Origin of the sequence: Bradyrhizobium sp. CCBAU 11434 (assembly GCF_028128895.1) — a bacterium.
In the GTDB taxonomy this organism is placed as follows: domain Bacteria; phylum Pseudomonadota; class Alphaproteobacteria; order Rhizobiales; family Xanthobacteraceae; genus Bradyrhizobium; species Bradyrhizobium zhengyangense.
This window is the reverse complement of the sequence record NZ_LBJX01000082.1, coordinates 1-13,777: the sequence shown is the minus strand read 5'-3', so window position 1 is coordinate 13,777 and position 13,777 is coordinate 1. Positions and strand designations below refer to the sequence as shown.

The window sequence follows — 13,777 nt, the reverse complement described above, 5'->3', positions numbered from 1 at the left end:
GAAGAACTTCTCTTCATCGGCCCCACTTTAAGGCCGACGGCTCCGATCCGTAACAAACGGGAACGACGACGAAAGACTCGGAAACTACGCAGATCCGGTCGCAAGGGCCGGTTCGCTCGGCGCACAAGCAACATGTTGTAGGCGTAATCGTTGCACTGATATGAAAATGAGATATCGACCTTGTAAGCCACGCTCCAATCAAGCGTTGATCTTTACTGCTCGTGCGTCGAGCCGGCGATTGTCAGGTGGATCAGTTCGGAGAGCGTCCGCGCACCAAGCTTTTTCATGGCGGTTGCGCGATGGGTCTCCCCGGTACTCTTGCTGATTCCGAGGACGTAAGCGATCTGCTTGTTCGGATTGCCGTCGACGACCATTTCGACGAGCTGGCGCTCGCGAGAGGTCCGACTCTTTCCGGGAGCACGCCACCGGCCTCGAGCTGATTGATGTCGAGGAGCGTGTTCAACATGCCCAACAGAGCGCCCGCCGTCTCATTGAGCCTGGCGACCAGCATCAAAGGCCTCCTCGTCCCTGTCCTCAATCTTCTTCGCCAGGATTCCGCGCACCAGGCCGAGAGTCTGCAGCGGCTGGCTGCAGATCACGGCTTGGTGGCGGCAAGGAAGCGTGATTTGCTGAGATTGGCGCGCTCGGCGTGCCATTTGGCGCTCTTCAACGTCGTCTCGGCACGCTTGCGCTCGGTGCCATTACGATCTCGCAGGCGTCCTCTGATTCCCCGGGGATCTTCTCGGCACTCAGCAGCAACATGCGCTTGCCGGGCGCCGGCAATTCGATCTCGATTTCATAATCCTCTATGGCGTCCTCGGCCTGGAGCAGATCGAGCGAGTCACGGAGCGCCGGCACATCCAAACGGTGGTCGCCGACGTCAGCGAGGTGCTGGCCAATCGTCTGCTCCGGAATGACGTTGAAGGCACGATCGAAGGCGCGGTTGACAAAGATAGCGCGCAGTTGCTGGTCGAGCACGACCAAGGCTGACGAATGGCGTCGATAATGCGGTCCGCACCAAAATGCGCTCGCTTGGCATTGGCAGGACGCCGGGGCGGGCGTCTGAGAGCTTGTCGTCGATGACGCTCTGTCTTCATACAGGTCGTCTTTTTCCTCGCTCGCGGCGGTCCCTCAAGAATGAGCAAAGTTAGCACGCTTTGTTGTGGTTGCGACTCTCAGAATCGCGCTGCGCTGAGCGGCAGTCCCGACTGACTCTACGTAGTTTCCGACTCTGTCGGGGGGGCCCATCTAGAGGTAGAAACGATTGAGCCTTTCGACATGACATAAGCTTCCGAGATCCGGCGAGCACTGACATGTAGCGCTTTGACCCACTCATACATCGGAACGCTCCGCAGCAACAACGATTGGCCGATGCTCCGACAAGACGGGCATCGAGAAGGCGATCACGGCCTCTCCAGGCGACGGTTGCAGGCTCACGAAGTAACGCTGATCTTTCGCCGGCCTTCCGGCGTTATGCGGCAGCCACTTGATCGGCCGCAGCGCATAAAAATGGTCGTCCGGGTCGGCAATCTGCCCCTCGTTAATGCAGACAAGAAGCGTGGGAGAGCCCGATGTCGTCTATGAAGAGCAAACTCCTTATCATCGCCGGCGTGCTCGTTGCGATAGCTGCGATCGCAGGCGGGACGGTCTACGCTTACTGGGACCAGGCGGTCCCACTTGCCGGCATGGCGATCAACTATGTGCGGTCCTGGTCTGCGCCTTCAGGCACGACAACCACGGAATTGGCGGCAGCTGCACCAGAGGCGGCCGGGGCTCCTGTGCCCTCGCCTTCCTCCGCGGCACGACCGCCAGAGGCGGCCGCCGGGGACTGGCCAAGCTACAACAAAACACTCACTTCAGAGCGCTATTCGCAGCTCAGCCAGATCAATACGACGAATGTTGGCAAGCTGAAGGTTTTGTGCACCTACGACACGGGACAATACACGAGCTTCGAAACCGGCCCGATCATGGTGAACAACGCCCTGATCGGCACCACGGAACACGATATCTTCTCGCTCGACCCCGCCAACTGTCACGAGAACTGGCGCACGCATGAGGACTACAAACCTGCCAGCCTTCTGGCGGTCAATCGCGGCACCGCCTACATGGACGGCCTGCTGTTTCGCGGCACCGAGGACGGGCGGGTGCTGGCTTACGACTTCAAAACCGGCAAGCGCGTTTGGAAAACGACGATCGCGGACCCCAAACTCGGCGAGTCGACGCCTGCTGCCCCAATCGCCTGGGACGGCCTCGTCTTCATCGGCAATGCCGGCGGAGACAACAAGGGCGTGAAGGGGCGCATGTATGCGCTCGACGCGAAGACCGGGAAAATCGTCTGGGAATTCTATCTGGTGCCCAAGACCGCGGGTGATCCGATCCGCGGACCGCAAGGCGCGACGCCGCTCGACATCTCGACCTGGAAAAACGCATCGGGAACACCCATCACCGGCGGCGGAACCTGGACCTCCTACACGCTGGACCCCATTACTGGGGAATTGTTTATCCCCGGCGGCAATCCGGCACCCGACTTCGCAACCGGTCCACGTGAAGGCGCGAATCTTTATTCCGGATCCATTGTGGTACTCGATGCCAAGACCGGAGCGTACAAAAGCCATTTCAAGCTTGTGCCCAAGGACTGGCACGACTGGGACGTCTCCACCGCGCCGGCCCTGATTCAGACAAGGGGTGGAAAAAGGCTGCTATCGGTCGCGCCCAAGGATGGACACCTTTATGGCTTCGATCTCGCCACCAACACCATGCTCTATCGCACGCCAACGACGCGGATCGAGAATGCCGAGTCTCCCTTCGCCACCGCCAAGGCCGTTCACTTCTGCCCAGGCACTGTAGGTGGCGCGGAATGGAACGGTCCCGCCTACGATCCGCAAACTAACCTCATCCTTATCGGCGAAGTCGATTGGTGCGCGACCGTGACGCTGCAGAAGGACAAGGATATCCGGGCTGTCAGCCCCGGAAAGCCTTGGTCCGCTATGGCGACGATCAGCCCCTATGACACCTACGGCGTGCCCGACTCGTTCGGAGATTGGGCGGGATGGGTCTACGCCGCCGACGCCGACACCGGCGTCTGGAAGTGGAGGCTGAAGTCCAATTACCCAATCTTGAGCGGCATGACCCCGACGGCAGGAGGCATCGTCTTCTTCGGAGACATGGGCGGCAACTTCTATGCTCTGAATGCTGCCAACGGTCAGCGGTTGTGGGGTCAAAAGATCGGTGGCGCGATCGGCGGCGGTGTGATCACCTATACCGCGAACGGCGCCCAAAGAGTTGCGGTAGCGACCGGCTTTACATCGATCCTCTGGCCAACGGAAGTCGTCACCGGGAAGATCAAAGTCCTAGGCCTCGCAGACGCTTTAGCGACCCGATGACATGTGACCTCGATTGCTGCAAGCCGCAGCGCATCACGACAGCCGAGCAATGAGTCAACAATGATCATCGAATCTTCGGATCAAGTGCCTCGCGCGACCCTGCTCAAGCGATTTCCGGTGTCAAGAAATTTCGGCGTGGCTCCGGAATCACGCATTAATCGGGGGAAGGCATGGCCAGCGCCGGCGGGCGCGGTGCGGGTGAAGTCGTTCGAAATTTATCGCTACGACCCGGATTCCGGAGAGAACCCGCGCCTCGATACCTTCGAAGTCGATCTGGACGATTGCGGCCCGATGGTCCTGGACGCTCTATTCTGGATCAAGAACAAGGTGGATTCGACACTCACTTTCCGACGCTCGTGCCGGGAGGGCATCTGCGGTTCCTGCGCCATGAATATGGATGGCACCAATTGGTTGGCCTGCACGCGGTTCATTTCCGACCTAGACACACCGGCGACAATCTATCCCTTGGCGAATATGAGGGTCATCAAGGATCTGGTGCTTGATCTCACCCACGTGTTTACGCAATACGCGATGATCGAGCCGTGGCTCCAGTTCAAGGCTCCGGAGCCCGAGAAGGAACGCCTTCAGTCCCCGGAAGAACGCGGCAAGCTCGACGGCTATTACGAATGCATTCTCTGCTTCTGCTGCACCTCAGGCTGCCCCAGCCATTGGTGGAACGGCGATCGCTTCCTGGGACCCGCCGCGCTTCTCCAAGCCTGGCGCTGGCTGGCTGACAGCCGCGACGAGGCGAAGGGCGAACGGCTCGACGTTCTCGAAGATCCGTTCCGGCTTTACCGATGCCATACCATCCTCAATTGCACCCGGACCTGCCCCAAGGGACTGAACCCCGGAAAGGCAATCGCGGAAATCAAGAAGATGGTGATCGAGCGCCGAAGCTGACAACTGACGAACAGTAGAAATCAGCTATGTCAAATTTTGCGGCGAAACGGAACAGACCACTTTCTCCCAACATTCAGATCTATCGGCCGCAGCTCACGTCAGTGCTGTCGATCGTTAATCGGATTACCGGGGTGGCTTTAAGCATCTATGCCGTGGCGCTGGTCGTTTGGCTGGTGGCGGCGGCAACAGGACCCTGGGCCTACGCCATCGTGCAAGGCGCTATCGAATCACGGATCGGTCAGATCGCGCTGCTCAGCTGCACCTTCGCCTTTTTCTTGCACCTCTGCGGCGGCATCCGCCATTTGGTCTGGGACACCGTGCACGGTTTCGAGTTGCGGTCGATCTACATTTCGGGATGGGCCGTCGTAGCGGCGAGCGCGGCGCTCTCCGCGTTGGCCTGGATCGCAAGCTTCTTTGTGGCAGGATAGTGCCTATGGATCGTGAACGCATGCGCTCGCCCCTGGGTCGCGCGATGGGCCTCGGCTCGGCGAAAGAGGGAGCGGAACACTGGTGGATGGCGCGTGTATCGGCCGTCGCTCTCATTCCGCTGACCTTGTGGTTCGTCGCTTCGATCATCGCGCATACCGGCAGCGATTACGTCACTTTCATCGTCTGGCTGAGAATGCCGCTCGTCAGCATTCTGATGGTTCTGCTCTTGATAGCTCTCTTCTATCACACCACACTTGGACTACAGGTCGTGATCGAGGATTACGTCCACTCCGAAGCCAAATTTGGAGCGCTAATAGCGGTGCGCCTTGGCTGCGTCGCACTCGCCGTCGCCGGCATCCTGGCGACTATGCGTATCGCTTTTGGCGGCTGAGGGGGCCCACACAGAAACAAGAGTGTCTAATAAATCTTACCTATCGAAGGACGGTCGCGTCGGATCAAGGCCCACGGCCAGGCTATGGGGTCGAAAATAAGCTAGGAGCCAAAGCGATGCTCGTCGGAAAATTGATTGCAACGGCTCGTTCACGGCTCGTCACGATTATTGACGATGCGCCATTGATCGAGGCGGCAAAACTTCTCCGCGCAGGGACGGACCTTGTGGTCGTGTGTGGTCCTGAAGGGCTTTTGGCCGGCGTCATTACAAAGACTGATGTCAGAGCCGGCTCCACAAATTTGGACAGGACGATAAGTGGAATTTCTGCCTGACAGCGGCGATAATCGCCGTGAACAGGAGAAACCATGAGCAGACGACCGCGCCGGAACCACTCACCGGCCTTCAAGGCGAAGGTGGCGCTGGCCGCCGTCAAGGGCGATCGCACGATAGCCCAGTTGGCGGAGCATTTCGACGTTCATCCCAATCAGATTACGGCCTGGAAATCCCAGCTTGAGGGCGGCGCCTCCGATATTTTCGGACCGGGAGGCGGGACACCGGCCACGCCCGCGGTCGATGTGAAGTCGCTGCACGCCAAGATCGGAGAGCTGACGCTGGAGAACGATTTTTTAGAAGGCGCGCTCACCAAGGCGGGATGGCTGAGCGCAAAGCGATGATCGATTGTGAACACGATCTACCGATCACCAAGCAAGCAGAGATTTTGAAGGTCAGCCGCAGCAGCGTGTACTATCTGCCGCGTCCAGTCTCTTCAGCCGACCTCGAGATCATGCAGCGTCTCGATCGGCTGCATCTGGAGTATCCCTTCGCCGGTTCGCGTATGTTGCGAGGCCTGCTGGCTTTGCAGGGGTGCAAGATCGGCCGCCGGCATGTGAAGACGCTCATGCGGCGGATGGGGATAGAGGCGCTCTATCGCCGCCCGCGCACCACCAAGCCCGAGCCCAGTCACAAGATCTATCCGTATCTGCTGCGCGGCATCGAGATCACGCGGCCGAACCAGGTCTGGGCCATGGACATCACCTACATTCCAATGGCGCACGGCTTCGTTTATCTCGCCGTGGTGCTGGACTGGGCGACACGCCGTGTTCTGTCGTGGCGGCTGTCGATCACGATGGAGGCGGCCTTCTGCGTCGGGACGTTGGAGGATGCTCTCGCTCGTCATGGCAGGCCGGAAATCTTCAACACCGACCAGGGTTCGCAGTTCACGGGCGCGGCGTTCACCAGTCTGCTTGCCAGCTACGGCATCGCCATCAGCATGGATGGCAAGGGGGCATGGCGGGACAACGTGTTCGTCGAACGGCTGTGGCGCAGCGTCAAATACGAGGAGGTCTATCTGCGAGCCTATGAAAACGTCAGCGAGGCCCGTAACTCGATCGGCCGGTATCTCGACTTCTACAATCGCCGTCGCCCACATTCGAGCCTTGACGACCGCACCCCGGATCAAGCCTACTTCGATCTTCCTCCGCTCCGCGCGGCGGCCTAACCCCGGCAGACGCTCCACTTATCGACGCGGAAGTTTTGTTCAGACAACCGGGACCAGTTCAGTCGTCGACCAAATCAGCCACTGTCTTGGAGCGAGTTGCACCACCAAAGCGTCATTGGTTATGACCAGAGATGTTGTCGCTTGCCAGCCCGGTGATTGGCTAAACGAAGTTTGGGCAAAAATGAAGGAACATGGATTAAAGAACGTTCCTGTTACGGATCGGGATTGCCGACCGGTGGGAGTTCTGAATGCACGCGATGCACTCCAGATGCTCCTGACGGAGGTAGAGAACGAGGAATCGTTGCTACGCGACTACGTGATGTGCGTCGGATACCAATGATCGCGCGCACCTTAAGTAAGCTGTATCCCGCACCGATAGCGCTGTGCCAACATGACTTGACAGGTACAAGCGAGCAGACCACAAACGACCTGACCCGCCTTATGATTGCCGATATCGGAAACCCGCGCGGCTCAGACCATCAGCCAGACTCCCTGAAGCCACCGCCCCAGCGAGAGACTTCCACCCGCGCTTTGAATTTGACGCTGCCAACCAAAATTGGGGCTCAAATCACACTTGTCTCGGAGCTACTCAGGTGGCTCCCTCATTAAGTGGAAAGGCGACCCAAAACGCTTTAGAATGCGATCGTACTCCCCTCCGTGTTTCAGGAAATCTCCTTATGCCTGACAGCAAACCGGATTTCGTAGACTCTTCAGAACAACGCCAAGGGGCGCTTTCGAGGTGGGACAGCGAGGGCGGCGCGGGACCGCTTGGTCCGCAAAAGGGCGAGGTCCCAAGCGACGCGCAGCGGGAAATTCCTGAGTTGACAAACGCCGAGTTGGTGCAGCTTCGCGTTCGTGTCATTGCACTGGAAAACCTGGTGATCGCGTTGCTCGCAGAAGCACCCGATCGGCAGCTCGCCCTTGCACGTGAGATGGCGACCTACATTTCGCCAAGGGCGGGCTTCACCCAGCATCCCCTGACGATTCACGCGGCAGCTCATATGGTCGATCTTGTTGAACGAGCCGGGCAATTTCGATCATGAGACCTTGATGAGCACTCCGGTCAACATTCGGGAACCATGTTACCGCGCCTTTTAGGTTTTCGTGTTGTAATTTGGCCTGGGCGCTTCACCGGGGCTCTTCACCATTGTGAGCTTCCACTGCCGCCGGATAAATCACAGTACCGTCGGACTGCGACACAGCCCCGGGGGTAAGCCGAGCCAGCTCATCATGATCCAAACTAAAAATGTGAACGACGCTCTCTCCTGCGGCAATAAGATAGTCCGCAATGATGCGCCTGTGACAGCGCCACCACAAAACCTCCGCGCACATGATCACCGAACGCCGCTGATATCCCAGAACACGCAGTTTGCTTAGGCCAACTTGGAACTGCTCTGTAAGGGCATAGTCGGCATAATTCTGAAAACTTCGGACTCGCCAGAGATTGTTAATAGAGTGGTTCGCCCCGTGCTGCTTGCCTCGCAATCCACCGAGCTCTGGGATGTGAGTATAGGCAATCTGAAACACGCCGAGGTCGCCCGGAAGGGTCTCGCGGTTGAATTGCGGATTGGTTCGCGAGCGTGGCACGTGTCGGACATCGACGACGAGCTCGATCTTGTAGGCGCGAAGCAAATCGACAAATTCCGAGAGTGTGCGCCTGGAATGTCCGACGGTAAAAAAACTCGAGGCCATCTGGGTTCCCGTAGAGGATTGGTTCATAAAGGCCTTAGCTTGCGAATGGCGTCATCGCTTGTAGCGTCTTCAATTGAGATTGGACGAATTTTTGAAGCATGACTGAGCAAGCGACTAATCGTGGTCTGGCAGGCGGGCCTGTTTCTCCGACGATTGTCTCTCTTCAATCGCGTTGACCAGGGCTCGGTGAACGGGCTTCTCCGTCAGCAGGCGTTCACGCTTGATAGTTTTGTGGAGGCGTATTTCCACCCAACTTGGGCGAGCCTTCGTGGCTTCGGTCGGGCACCCCGGCGCGCACGCCGCAATCAAAGCACCCATCAGGATTGATCACGAGCATAATTTCGCATTCGCAGACAAACGAAAATGACAACCTGAATAGCTCGGGTTTGTCGCATTGTTGGGCAGACGTCGAGGTCCGCTTCGCGCCAACAATGTTACCGTTGAGCTTCAATCCCCGAAATACCCAACATGCCAAGCAGGCGCCCGCGCAGCCGAACGAGATCACTCAGAGTGTAGCCCTCAAGGACGTCAACGAAGGCATCGCGCGCCTTCCAGACCAGCTTCGGCGCTGTCGCCGGGGCGAATGCGTTGCCGGCGGCGGCGTGCTTGATCCGCTTTCCTTCACATGAGTTCCATGGCAGATTGGGGTCCCTTGGGGCTACACCCAGGGGCTACACTAGCAAGGCCTCGGTGTGCAGAAAAGCCTGATTTTACGGGGCTTTCTCGAAGCCGTTTTATTATGGCGGAGAGGGAGGGATTCCCGTCCGATCGCCGCCGATGTCCCAAAAACCCCCGGAAAACAAGGACTCCAAAAAAGCCGGGCGCGGTTTGCGACCACCCCTGTGTACCACCGCCTCGACCGATTCGGGCCTCGATCTCGGTCGATTTCGAGGCGTCCCGAGGTCCCTCGCGGGCCGAGTTGCCGAGCCCACACCTCGGAAGTCCCCCTCATCGGCGTCCAATTTTCGTGCGGCGGGTTTTGCTCGTAGCGCTCGTCTCGTCTGAGCTGGCCGGGATATCGAACAATTCTCCACGTTACCGCAGTCGCTCAGGCGGCTCATCAAGCTGGTGGTATCGGCGAGATGGGTTCTGGAAAGGCCACTTCTGCCGCTAAATGAGACAGCTTGTCGGGGTTTTTGACGATGTAGATCGCGGTGATCCCGTCCTCGCGGATGTCGAGCGCGGTCGTCTGCAGAACGCCGCGTCCATCGAGGCTAACGTAGCCTGGCAGGCCGTCGATGGTGACGACACGAAGCAGCGTCGGCGGCACGACATATTTGCGCCGCTGCCTCGCAAAGAGGCGCAGGGCCCGCTCGACCCCCCGAATGACATTGCGGAAAGCAAGGACGTTGCCGCCGCCATCGGTATGGATCTCGACATTCCTTGCCAGCAGCGCCGAAAGCGCGGCCACGTCCCCGTCGCGTGATGCGGCGAAGAACGCACGGGTGATCCGATCCGCATCCGCGGGTTTGACGTCAAAGCGGGGACGTGCGGCCTGCACGTGCTTGCGGGCGCGCGCCGCGAGCTGACGAACCGCGGCCGGCTCGCGGCCGAGGGTGATGGCAACCTCAGCCAGCGGCACGTCGAAGATGTCGTGGAGAAGGAAAGCGGCCCGCTCCAGGGGCGAGAGGCGCTCAAGGGCCAGCATCAACGTGACCGTGACGTCGTCGGCGACCGTCTCGTTCGGCTCCAAGGAACCCACCAGAGGATCCGGCAGCCAGGGTCCGACGTAGGTTTCGCGGCGCGCCCGCGCGGAGCGGCGTCGGTCGAGGCACAGGCGTGTGACGATGCGGGTCAGATAGGCGGGAGGCGAATCGACGCCACCCTCCACCCCGACCCACCGTAGCCATGCATCCTGAACGACGTCCTCCGCCTCGGTGAGCGAGCCCATCATCCGATAAGCCAGGCGCGTCAGGCGCCTGCGCTCCGCTTCGAACTCGGTGGTCCGCTGATCGTTCATCGCCTCCATCCGCCTTTTCCTCGCAGATGATATCCGCTTTCCGGTCGCTCGCGCATCCCGAACCCAAGGATAAGACGATTGGACGTGCCTGGATGTGACATCGACCGCTTCGCGTGGACATGCTGAGTGCCATGTCACACCCTGACCGCTTGGCCCGTCATGGCTCCGAGCGTCGAATCCCCGGCGTTCTGAACATAGAGACAGGTCATGAGCGAGAACAAACGGCTGGTCTGGAACGAAGTGGCGCCCAAAGGTGCGAAGGCCCTCTTCGGCATCCACCACTATATCACCACGGGCACCGACCTGCCCCACGAACTGATCCACCTCGTCTTCCTGCGGGTTTCGCAGATCAACGGCTGCGCGCACTGCATCGACCTGCACACCGGGGACCTCCTGGCCACAATGCCGTTCGAGAAGGTGGCCCTCGTTCCGGTCTGGGCCGAGGTGCCCCACCTGTTTCCTGACAAGTACCGCGCTGCCCTCGCGTGGGCGGAGGAAGTCACGCGCGTCAGCGAGACGCACGCTTCCGACGAGGCCTATGCGGCCGCAAGTGCGGCTTTCGGGCCAAAGGATCTTGTGGACCTCACGATCACGATTGCGGCTATGAACGCGTTCAACCGGCTGGGGGCGCCCTTCCGGCTCCCGGTCAAGGCCAAGGCCTGATCCCCTTCTTTCCATCGTCGTGAAATGGCCCGAGGGCCGTTCCGATTCGACATTCAGGATCCAACCCATGACTGCGAGCGTCGCGCTGCGAGACACCCCGGCTACACAGACGGCACCAGTTTCCGCTGCGTGGCCGCTCAGAACCGAAGCCGACAGACCGCCCTTGGCCCGCAGCGCCCAGCCGAATGCCCGTTGGGGCGTCGGCTCTCAGGCGTGTAGCGGAATCTGATCGCAGCGGTGTGGACCGCCGAATTGACCCAGACCGGCCGTAACACATCGTCGTGATTTGGTTTCCGCAATGCGCACATCCGCATGCTTGGGACGTTCTACGTCTCACGGCAACCAGATCCGAGGGCGCGACGAGCAATGTTCCGCGACGATAATGTTCCCAGTAAAGTACCTGCCGTCACGCTCGGCTTCTGGCTGATCAAAATCCTTGCCACGACGTTGGGAGAAACGGGCGGCGATGCAGTCACCATGAGCTGGCTTCATGCAGATCAGAATGCTCAGAATGGTGGCTATCTGATAGGGACGGCCATTTTTCTGGCCATTTTTGTTGCGGCAGTCATCGCTCAGATATCGAGGACAAAGTTTAACGCGTGGGTCTATTGGCTAGCCATTGTGGCTTCTACGACTGTGGGCACTGCGATGGCGGATTTTTTCGATCGCTCGCTCGGCATCGGCTATGTAGGAGGCTCATCCATCCTGCTGGCCTGCGTCCTTTGCTCCCTTGGTGTTTGGTACGTCACCTTGGGCACGGTAGATGTCGATTCGGTATCGTCGCCGAAGGCCGAGCTATTCTATTGGATTACGATCACGTTTTCCCAAACCTTAGGCACAGCGCTGGGGGACTGGATCGCGGACGACACTGGTCTGGGGTATGACGGTGGCGCTCTCCTGTTTGGTGCCGGGCTTGTCGTGCTCGCTGGGCTGTACTTCTGGACCAACGTCTCGCGGGTATTGCTTTTCTGGGCCGCATTCATCCTGACGCGCCCTCTTGGCGCGACGGTTGGCGATTTTCTAGACAAGCCGACGAGCCATGGCGGGCTTGCCCTCAGCCGCCCCCTAGCTTCCGCAGTCATCCTTGCCGCCATCGTATTGCTTATCGCTGTCTTGCCGCAGCGACCCGGGCAACACTCCGGTAGCTGGGCCTCGCAGCCTGCGGCAAAGTAGCCAGCCCTTTCCATAGAGCATGCGCTGGTTTGGGTGCTGGGCGGCGGCGGAGTGCTCGCCCTAGTCTCCATGGCACTGTAAGCCCCTGAGGAGTGGATGCCTGTGCCAACGTCGGCACTCCCCGGAAACGAGCATACTTTCAGAGACCTTGTGTTGGCCGTCCTTATCGGCCAGCATCGGAAATATTTGTTGACCTTCTCTCGGTTTCACCCGGCCATTTTCAGGAGGGTGTCATGACGGTTCACGACCATTGGCAGATGGATGCCAGCGCTCCCGAGCTGTATGAGCGCTATCTCGTCCCGGCGATCACGTCGGTCTGGGCCGAAGATCTGCTCGATCGCATCGCCCCGGCAAAGGGAGAAGGCGTCCTGGACGTGGCGTGCGGGACCGGCGTCGTGGTGCGCCGGCTGGCCGAGCGCGGCCACGTTGGAAGGCTGGTCGGCATAGACCTCAACGGGGCCATGCTGGCCGTGGCCCGGGCGAAATCCAGCGACGTGGAGTGGACCGAGGGCAGCGCGCTGGATTTGCCCTTCGCAACGCGCAGCTTCGATGTCGTGCTCTGCCAACTCGGACTGCAATTCTTTCCTGACCGACCGCAGGCGCTCCGAGAGATGGCTCGCGTCCTCAGGCCGTCCGGACGCCTCGGGCTCAGCGTCTACAGCGCAATTGAGCACACTCCGGCGGCGAACGCTTTCGTTCAGGCGCTGGATGGGTTTCTCGGGCCAGAGTCCTCGCGGACCAAACGTGCCGAGCATCTTACGTGCAACGCCGACGAGGTGGGCAATTGGGTGCGCCAGGCCGGCTTCGACCGTGTGGGTGTCGAGACCGTGACCAAGGAGATCGGCTTTCCATCGGCACTCGACTACGTTCGCTTCCAGCTCACGGCGACCCCGATGGCCGCACTGTTGACGAGAGAGGACGACGCCGGACGTGAGCGCACGATCACGACTATCGCCGACGACGTGGCGGCCCGTCTGGATCCCTCGATGCTCGCGAACGGCAGGCTGACGTTTCCACAGGAGTCCTTCGTGGTTGTCGCATCGCTGCGCTGACCGTCCATTTCGTTCGTCCGGGTCTGCTCGTGGCAGCCGAGCCCTGACAGCGTGCTGAAATTGGAAACGTCGATCGCAGGAGCTTCCGTACATGAATGAGCGTTCGAAGGAATCCGAGACACCGCTTCATGACCGAGCGTTGCTGCTGCATGGCGCGAAGCGCAACCAGCTGCTGAGCTTGGAAGAGGTCCGTCGATACGGTAGCGACAGCTTCTCCGATCCCGACTTCGTCCGGCTGTACGGCATGAAGCCGGCCGAGTGGTACGCGCGCGGGGTGCGTTTGCTCGGCCGGACCGCCGTCGAGTGCACCCGAGATGCCGTTGCCGACCGCATCGGGCAGGACGTCGCGGCCGTCGCGGCGTCGCTTCCGGCGCCAGGCCGGAGGGTCGTCGTCGATCCTTTCGCAGGCTCTTGCAATACCTTGTACTGGATATTGCGGCACGTGCCGCGATCGCGCGGAATCGCCTTCGAGTTCGACCCTCAGGTCTTTCAGCTGACCAAGCAAAACCTCGCGGCCCTCGATCGGACCATCGATCTGAAGCGGGGCGATTACGGCATCATGCTGGGTCAACTCCATACCGCGCCCGATGAGGCCATGATCGTCTTCGTGGCGCCGCCTTGGGGCACTGCGCTGAA

General features: G+C 60.0%; 14 protein-coding genes and 2 pseudogenes. 12 read left to right on the top strand and 4 right to left on the bottom strand.

Annotated elements, in window-relative coordinates:
- Positions 1-212: 212 nt before the first annotated feature.
- Positions 213-389 (bottom strand): annotated as a pseudogene (locus XI06_RS18090) (LuxR C-terminal-related transcriptional regulator); the annotation flags it as partial.
- A gap of 277 nt (positions 390-666) precedes the next feature.
- Complete coding sequence (locus tag XI06_RS18085) at positions 667-978, bottom strand: PAS domain-containing protein (RefSeq protein ID WP_333909345.1); 312 nt, start codon at positions 976-978, stop codon at positions 667-669.
- A gap of 593 nt (positions 979-1,571) precedes the next feature.
- On the opposite strand from XI06_RS18085, the gene XI06_RS18080 reads away from it, so the two are divergent.
- The 8 genes from XI06_RS18080 to XI06_RS18045 all read left to right on the top strand — a co-directional run bounded on the left by XI06_RS18080 (position 1,572) and on the right by XI06_RS18045 (position 7,644).
- Positions 1,572-3,383 (top strand): pyrroloquinoline quinone-dependent dehydrogenase, encoded by a 1,812-nt coding sequence (locus XI06_RS18080; protein WP_271606024.1) that lies wholly within the window; start codon positions 1,572-1,574, stop codon positions 3,381-3,383.
- 60 nt (positions 3,384-3,443) lie between these two features.
- Positions 3,444-4,283 carry a succinate dehydrogenase iron-sulfur subunit gene (locus XI06_RS18075; RefSeq protein ID WP_271606023.1) on the top strand — a complete coding sequence of 280 codons (840 nt, stop codon included), beginning with the start codon at positions 3,444-3,446 and terminating at the stop codon, positions 4,281-4,283.
- Between the two features lie 26 nt (positions 4,284-4,309).
- Positions 4,310-4,711 carry a succinate dehydrogenase, cytochrome b556 subunit gene (sdhC, locus tag XI06_RS18070; protein WP_271606022.1) on the top strand — a complete coding sequence of 134 codons (402 nt, stop codon included), beginning with the start codon at positions 4,310-4,312 and terminating at the stop codon, positions 4,709-4,711.
- A gap of 5 nt (positions 4,712-4,716) precedes the next feature.
- On the top strand, positions 4,717-5,103 hold the full coding sequence (gene sdhD, locus XI06_RS18065; protein WP_271606021.1) for a succinate dehydrogenase, hydrophobic membrane anchor protein: 387 nt from the start codon (positions 4,717-4,719) through the stop codon (positions 5,101-5,103).
- 116 nt (positions 5,104-5,219) lie between these two features.
- Positions 5,220-5,435 (top strand): CBS domain-containing protein, encoded by a 216-nt coding sequence (locus XI06_RS18060; RefSeq protein ID WP_271606020.1) that lies wholly within the window; start codon positions 5,220-5,222, stop codon positions 5,433-5,435.
- A 33-nt stretch (positions 5,436-5,468) separates the two neighbouring features.
- Positions 5,469-6,601, top strand: a protein-coding gene (locus tag XI06_RS18055; RefSeq protein ID WP_085974147.1) for an IS3 family transposase whose coding sequence is annotated in 2 segments (ribosomal slippage) — positions 5,469-5,724 and positions 5,724-6,601 — 1,134 coding nt in all. Because the reading frame shifts where the segments join, the coding sequence is not laid out codon by codon here.
- 121 nt (positions 6,602-6,722) lie between these two features.
- Positions 6,723-6,941, top strand: coding sequence for a CBS domain-containing protein (locus XI06_RS18050; protein ID WP_271606019.1), 219 nt, complete (start codon positions 6,723-6,725; stop codon positions 6,939-6,941).
- Positions 6,942-7,278: 337 nt separating this feature from the next.
- Positions 7,279-7,644, top strand: coding sequence for a hypothetical protein (locus XI06_RS18045; RefSeq protein WP_271606018.1), 366 nt, complete (start codon positions 7,279-7,281; stop codon positions 7,642-7,644).
- An 85-nt stretch (positions 7,645-7,729) separates the two neighbouring features.
- Here XI06_RS18045 and XI06_RS18040 read toward each other — a convergent pair whose 3' ends face one another.
- A complete protein-coding gene (locus XI06_RS18040) occupies positions 7,730-8,293 on the bottom strand; it encodes a DUF488 domain-containing protein (protein WP_271606017.1) in 564 nt (187 codons plus the stop codon).
- A 1,060-nt stretch (positions 8,294-9,353) separates the two neighbouring features.
- Positions 9,354-10,253 carry an RNA polymerase sigma factor SigJ gene (sigJ, locus tag XI06_RS18035; RefSeq protein WP_271606068.1) on the bottom strand — a complete coding sequence of 300 codons (900 nt, stop codon included), beginning with the start codon at positions 10,251-10,253 and terminating at the stop codon, positions 9,354-9,356.
- A 207-nt stretch (positions 10,254-10,460) separates the two neighbouring features.
- Between sigJ and XI06_RS18030 the strand changes: the two genes are divergently transcribed.
- The 4 genes and pseudogenes from XI06_RS18030 to XI06_RS18015 form a co-directional block, all read left to right on the top strand.
- Positions 10,461-10,916 (top strand): carboxymuconolactone decarboxylase family protein, encoded by a 456-nt coding sequence (locus XI06_RS18030; protein ID WP_271606016.1) that lies wholly within the window; start codon positions 10,461-10,463, stop codon positions 10,914-10,916.
- A 366-nt stretch (positions 10,917-11,282) separates the two neighbouring features.
- Positions 11,283-12,089 carry a COG4705 family protein gene (locus tag XI06_RS18025; RefSeq protein ID WP_271606015.1) on the top strand — a complete coding sequence of 269 codons (807 nt, stop codon included), beginning with the start codon at positions 11,283-11,285 and terminating at the stop codon, positions 12,087-12,089.
- A 233-nt stretch (positions 12,090-12,322) separates the two neighbouring features.
- Entirely contained in the window at positions 12,323-13,141 is an 819-nt protein-coding gene (locus tag XI06_RS18020) for a class I SAM-dependent methyltransferase (protein ID WP_271606014.1), read from the top strand.
- Between the two features lie 139 nt (positions 13,142-13,280).
- Positions 13,281-13,777 (top strand): annotated as a pseudogene (locus XI06_RS18015) (hypothetical protein); the annotation flags it as partial.

Coding starts and splice junctions, on each gene's coding strand:
- XI06_RS18080 (WP_271606024.1), top strand. CDS start 1,572: ATGTCGTCTATGAAGAGCAAACTCCTTATCATCGCCGGCGTGCTCGTT.
- XI06_RS18075 (WP_271606023.1), top strand. CDS start 3,444: ATGATCATCGAATCTTCGGATCAAGTGCCTCGCGCGACCCTGCTCAAG.
- sdhC (WP_271606022.1), top strand. CDS start 4,310: ATGTCAAATTTTGCGGCGAAACGGAACAGACCACTTTCTCCCAACATT.
- sdhD (WP_271606021.1), top strand. CDS start 4,717: ATGGATCGTGAACGCATGCGCTCGCCCCTGGGTCGCGCGATGGGCCTC.
- XI06_RS18060 (WP_271606020.1), top strand. CDS start 5,220: ATGCTCGTCGGAAAATTGATTGCAACGGCTCGTTCACGGCTCGTCACG.
- XI06_RS18050 (WP_271606019.1), top strand. CDS start 6,723: ATGACCAGAGATGTTGTCGCTTGCCAGCCCGGTGATTGGCTAAACGAA.
- XI06_RS18045 (WP_271606018.1), top strand. CDS start 7,279: ATGCCTGACAGCAAACCGGATTTCGTAGACTCTTCAGAACAACGCCAA.
- XI06_RS18040 (WP_271606017.1), bottom strand. CDS start 8,293: ATGGCCTCGAGTTTTTTTACCGTCGGACATTCCAGGCGCACACTCTCG.
- sigJ (WP_271606068.1), bottom strand. CDS start 10,253: ATGAACGATCAGCGGACCACCGAGTTCGAAGCGGAGCGCAGGCGCCTG.
- XI06_RS18030 (WP_271606016.1), top strand. CDS start 10,461: ATGAGCGAGAACAAACGGCTGGTCTGGAACGAAGTGGCGCCCAAAGGT.
- XI06_RS18025 (WP_271606015.1), top strand. CDS start 11,283: ATGTTCCGCGACGATAATGTTCCCAGTAAAGTACCTGCCGTCACGCTC.
- XI06_RS18020 (WP_271606014.1), top strand. CDS start 12,323: ATGACGGTTCACGACCATTGGCAGATGGATGCCAGCGCTCCCGAGCTG.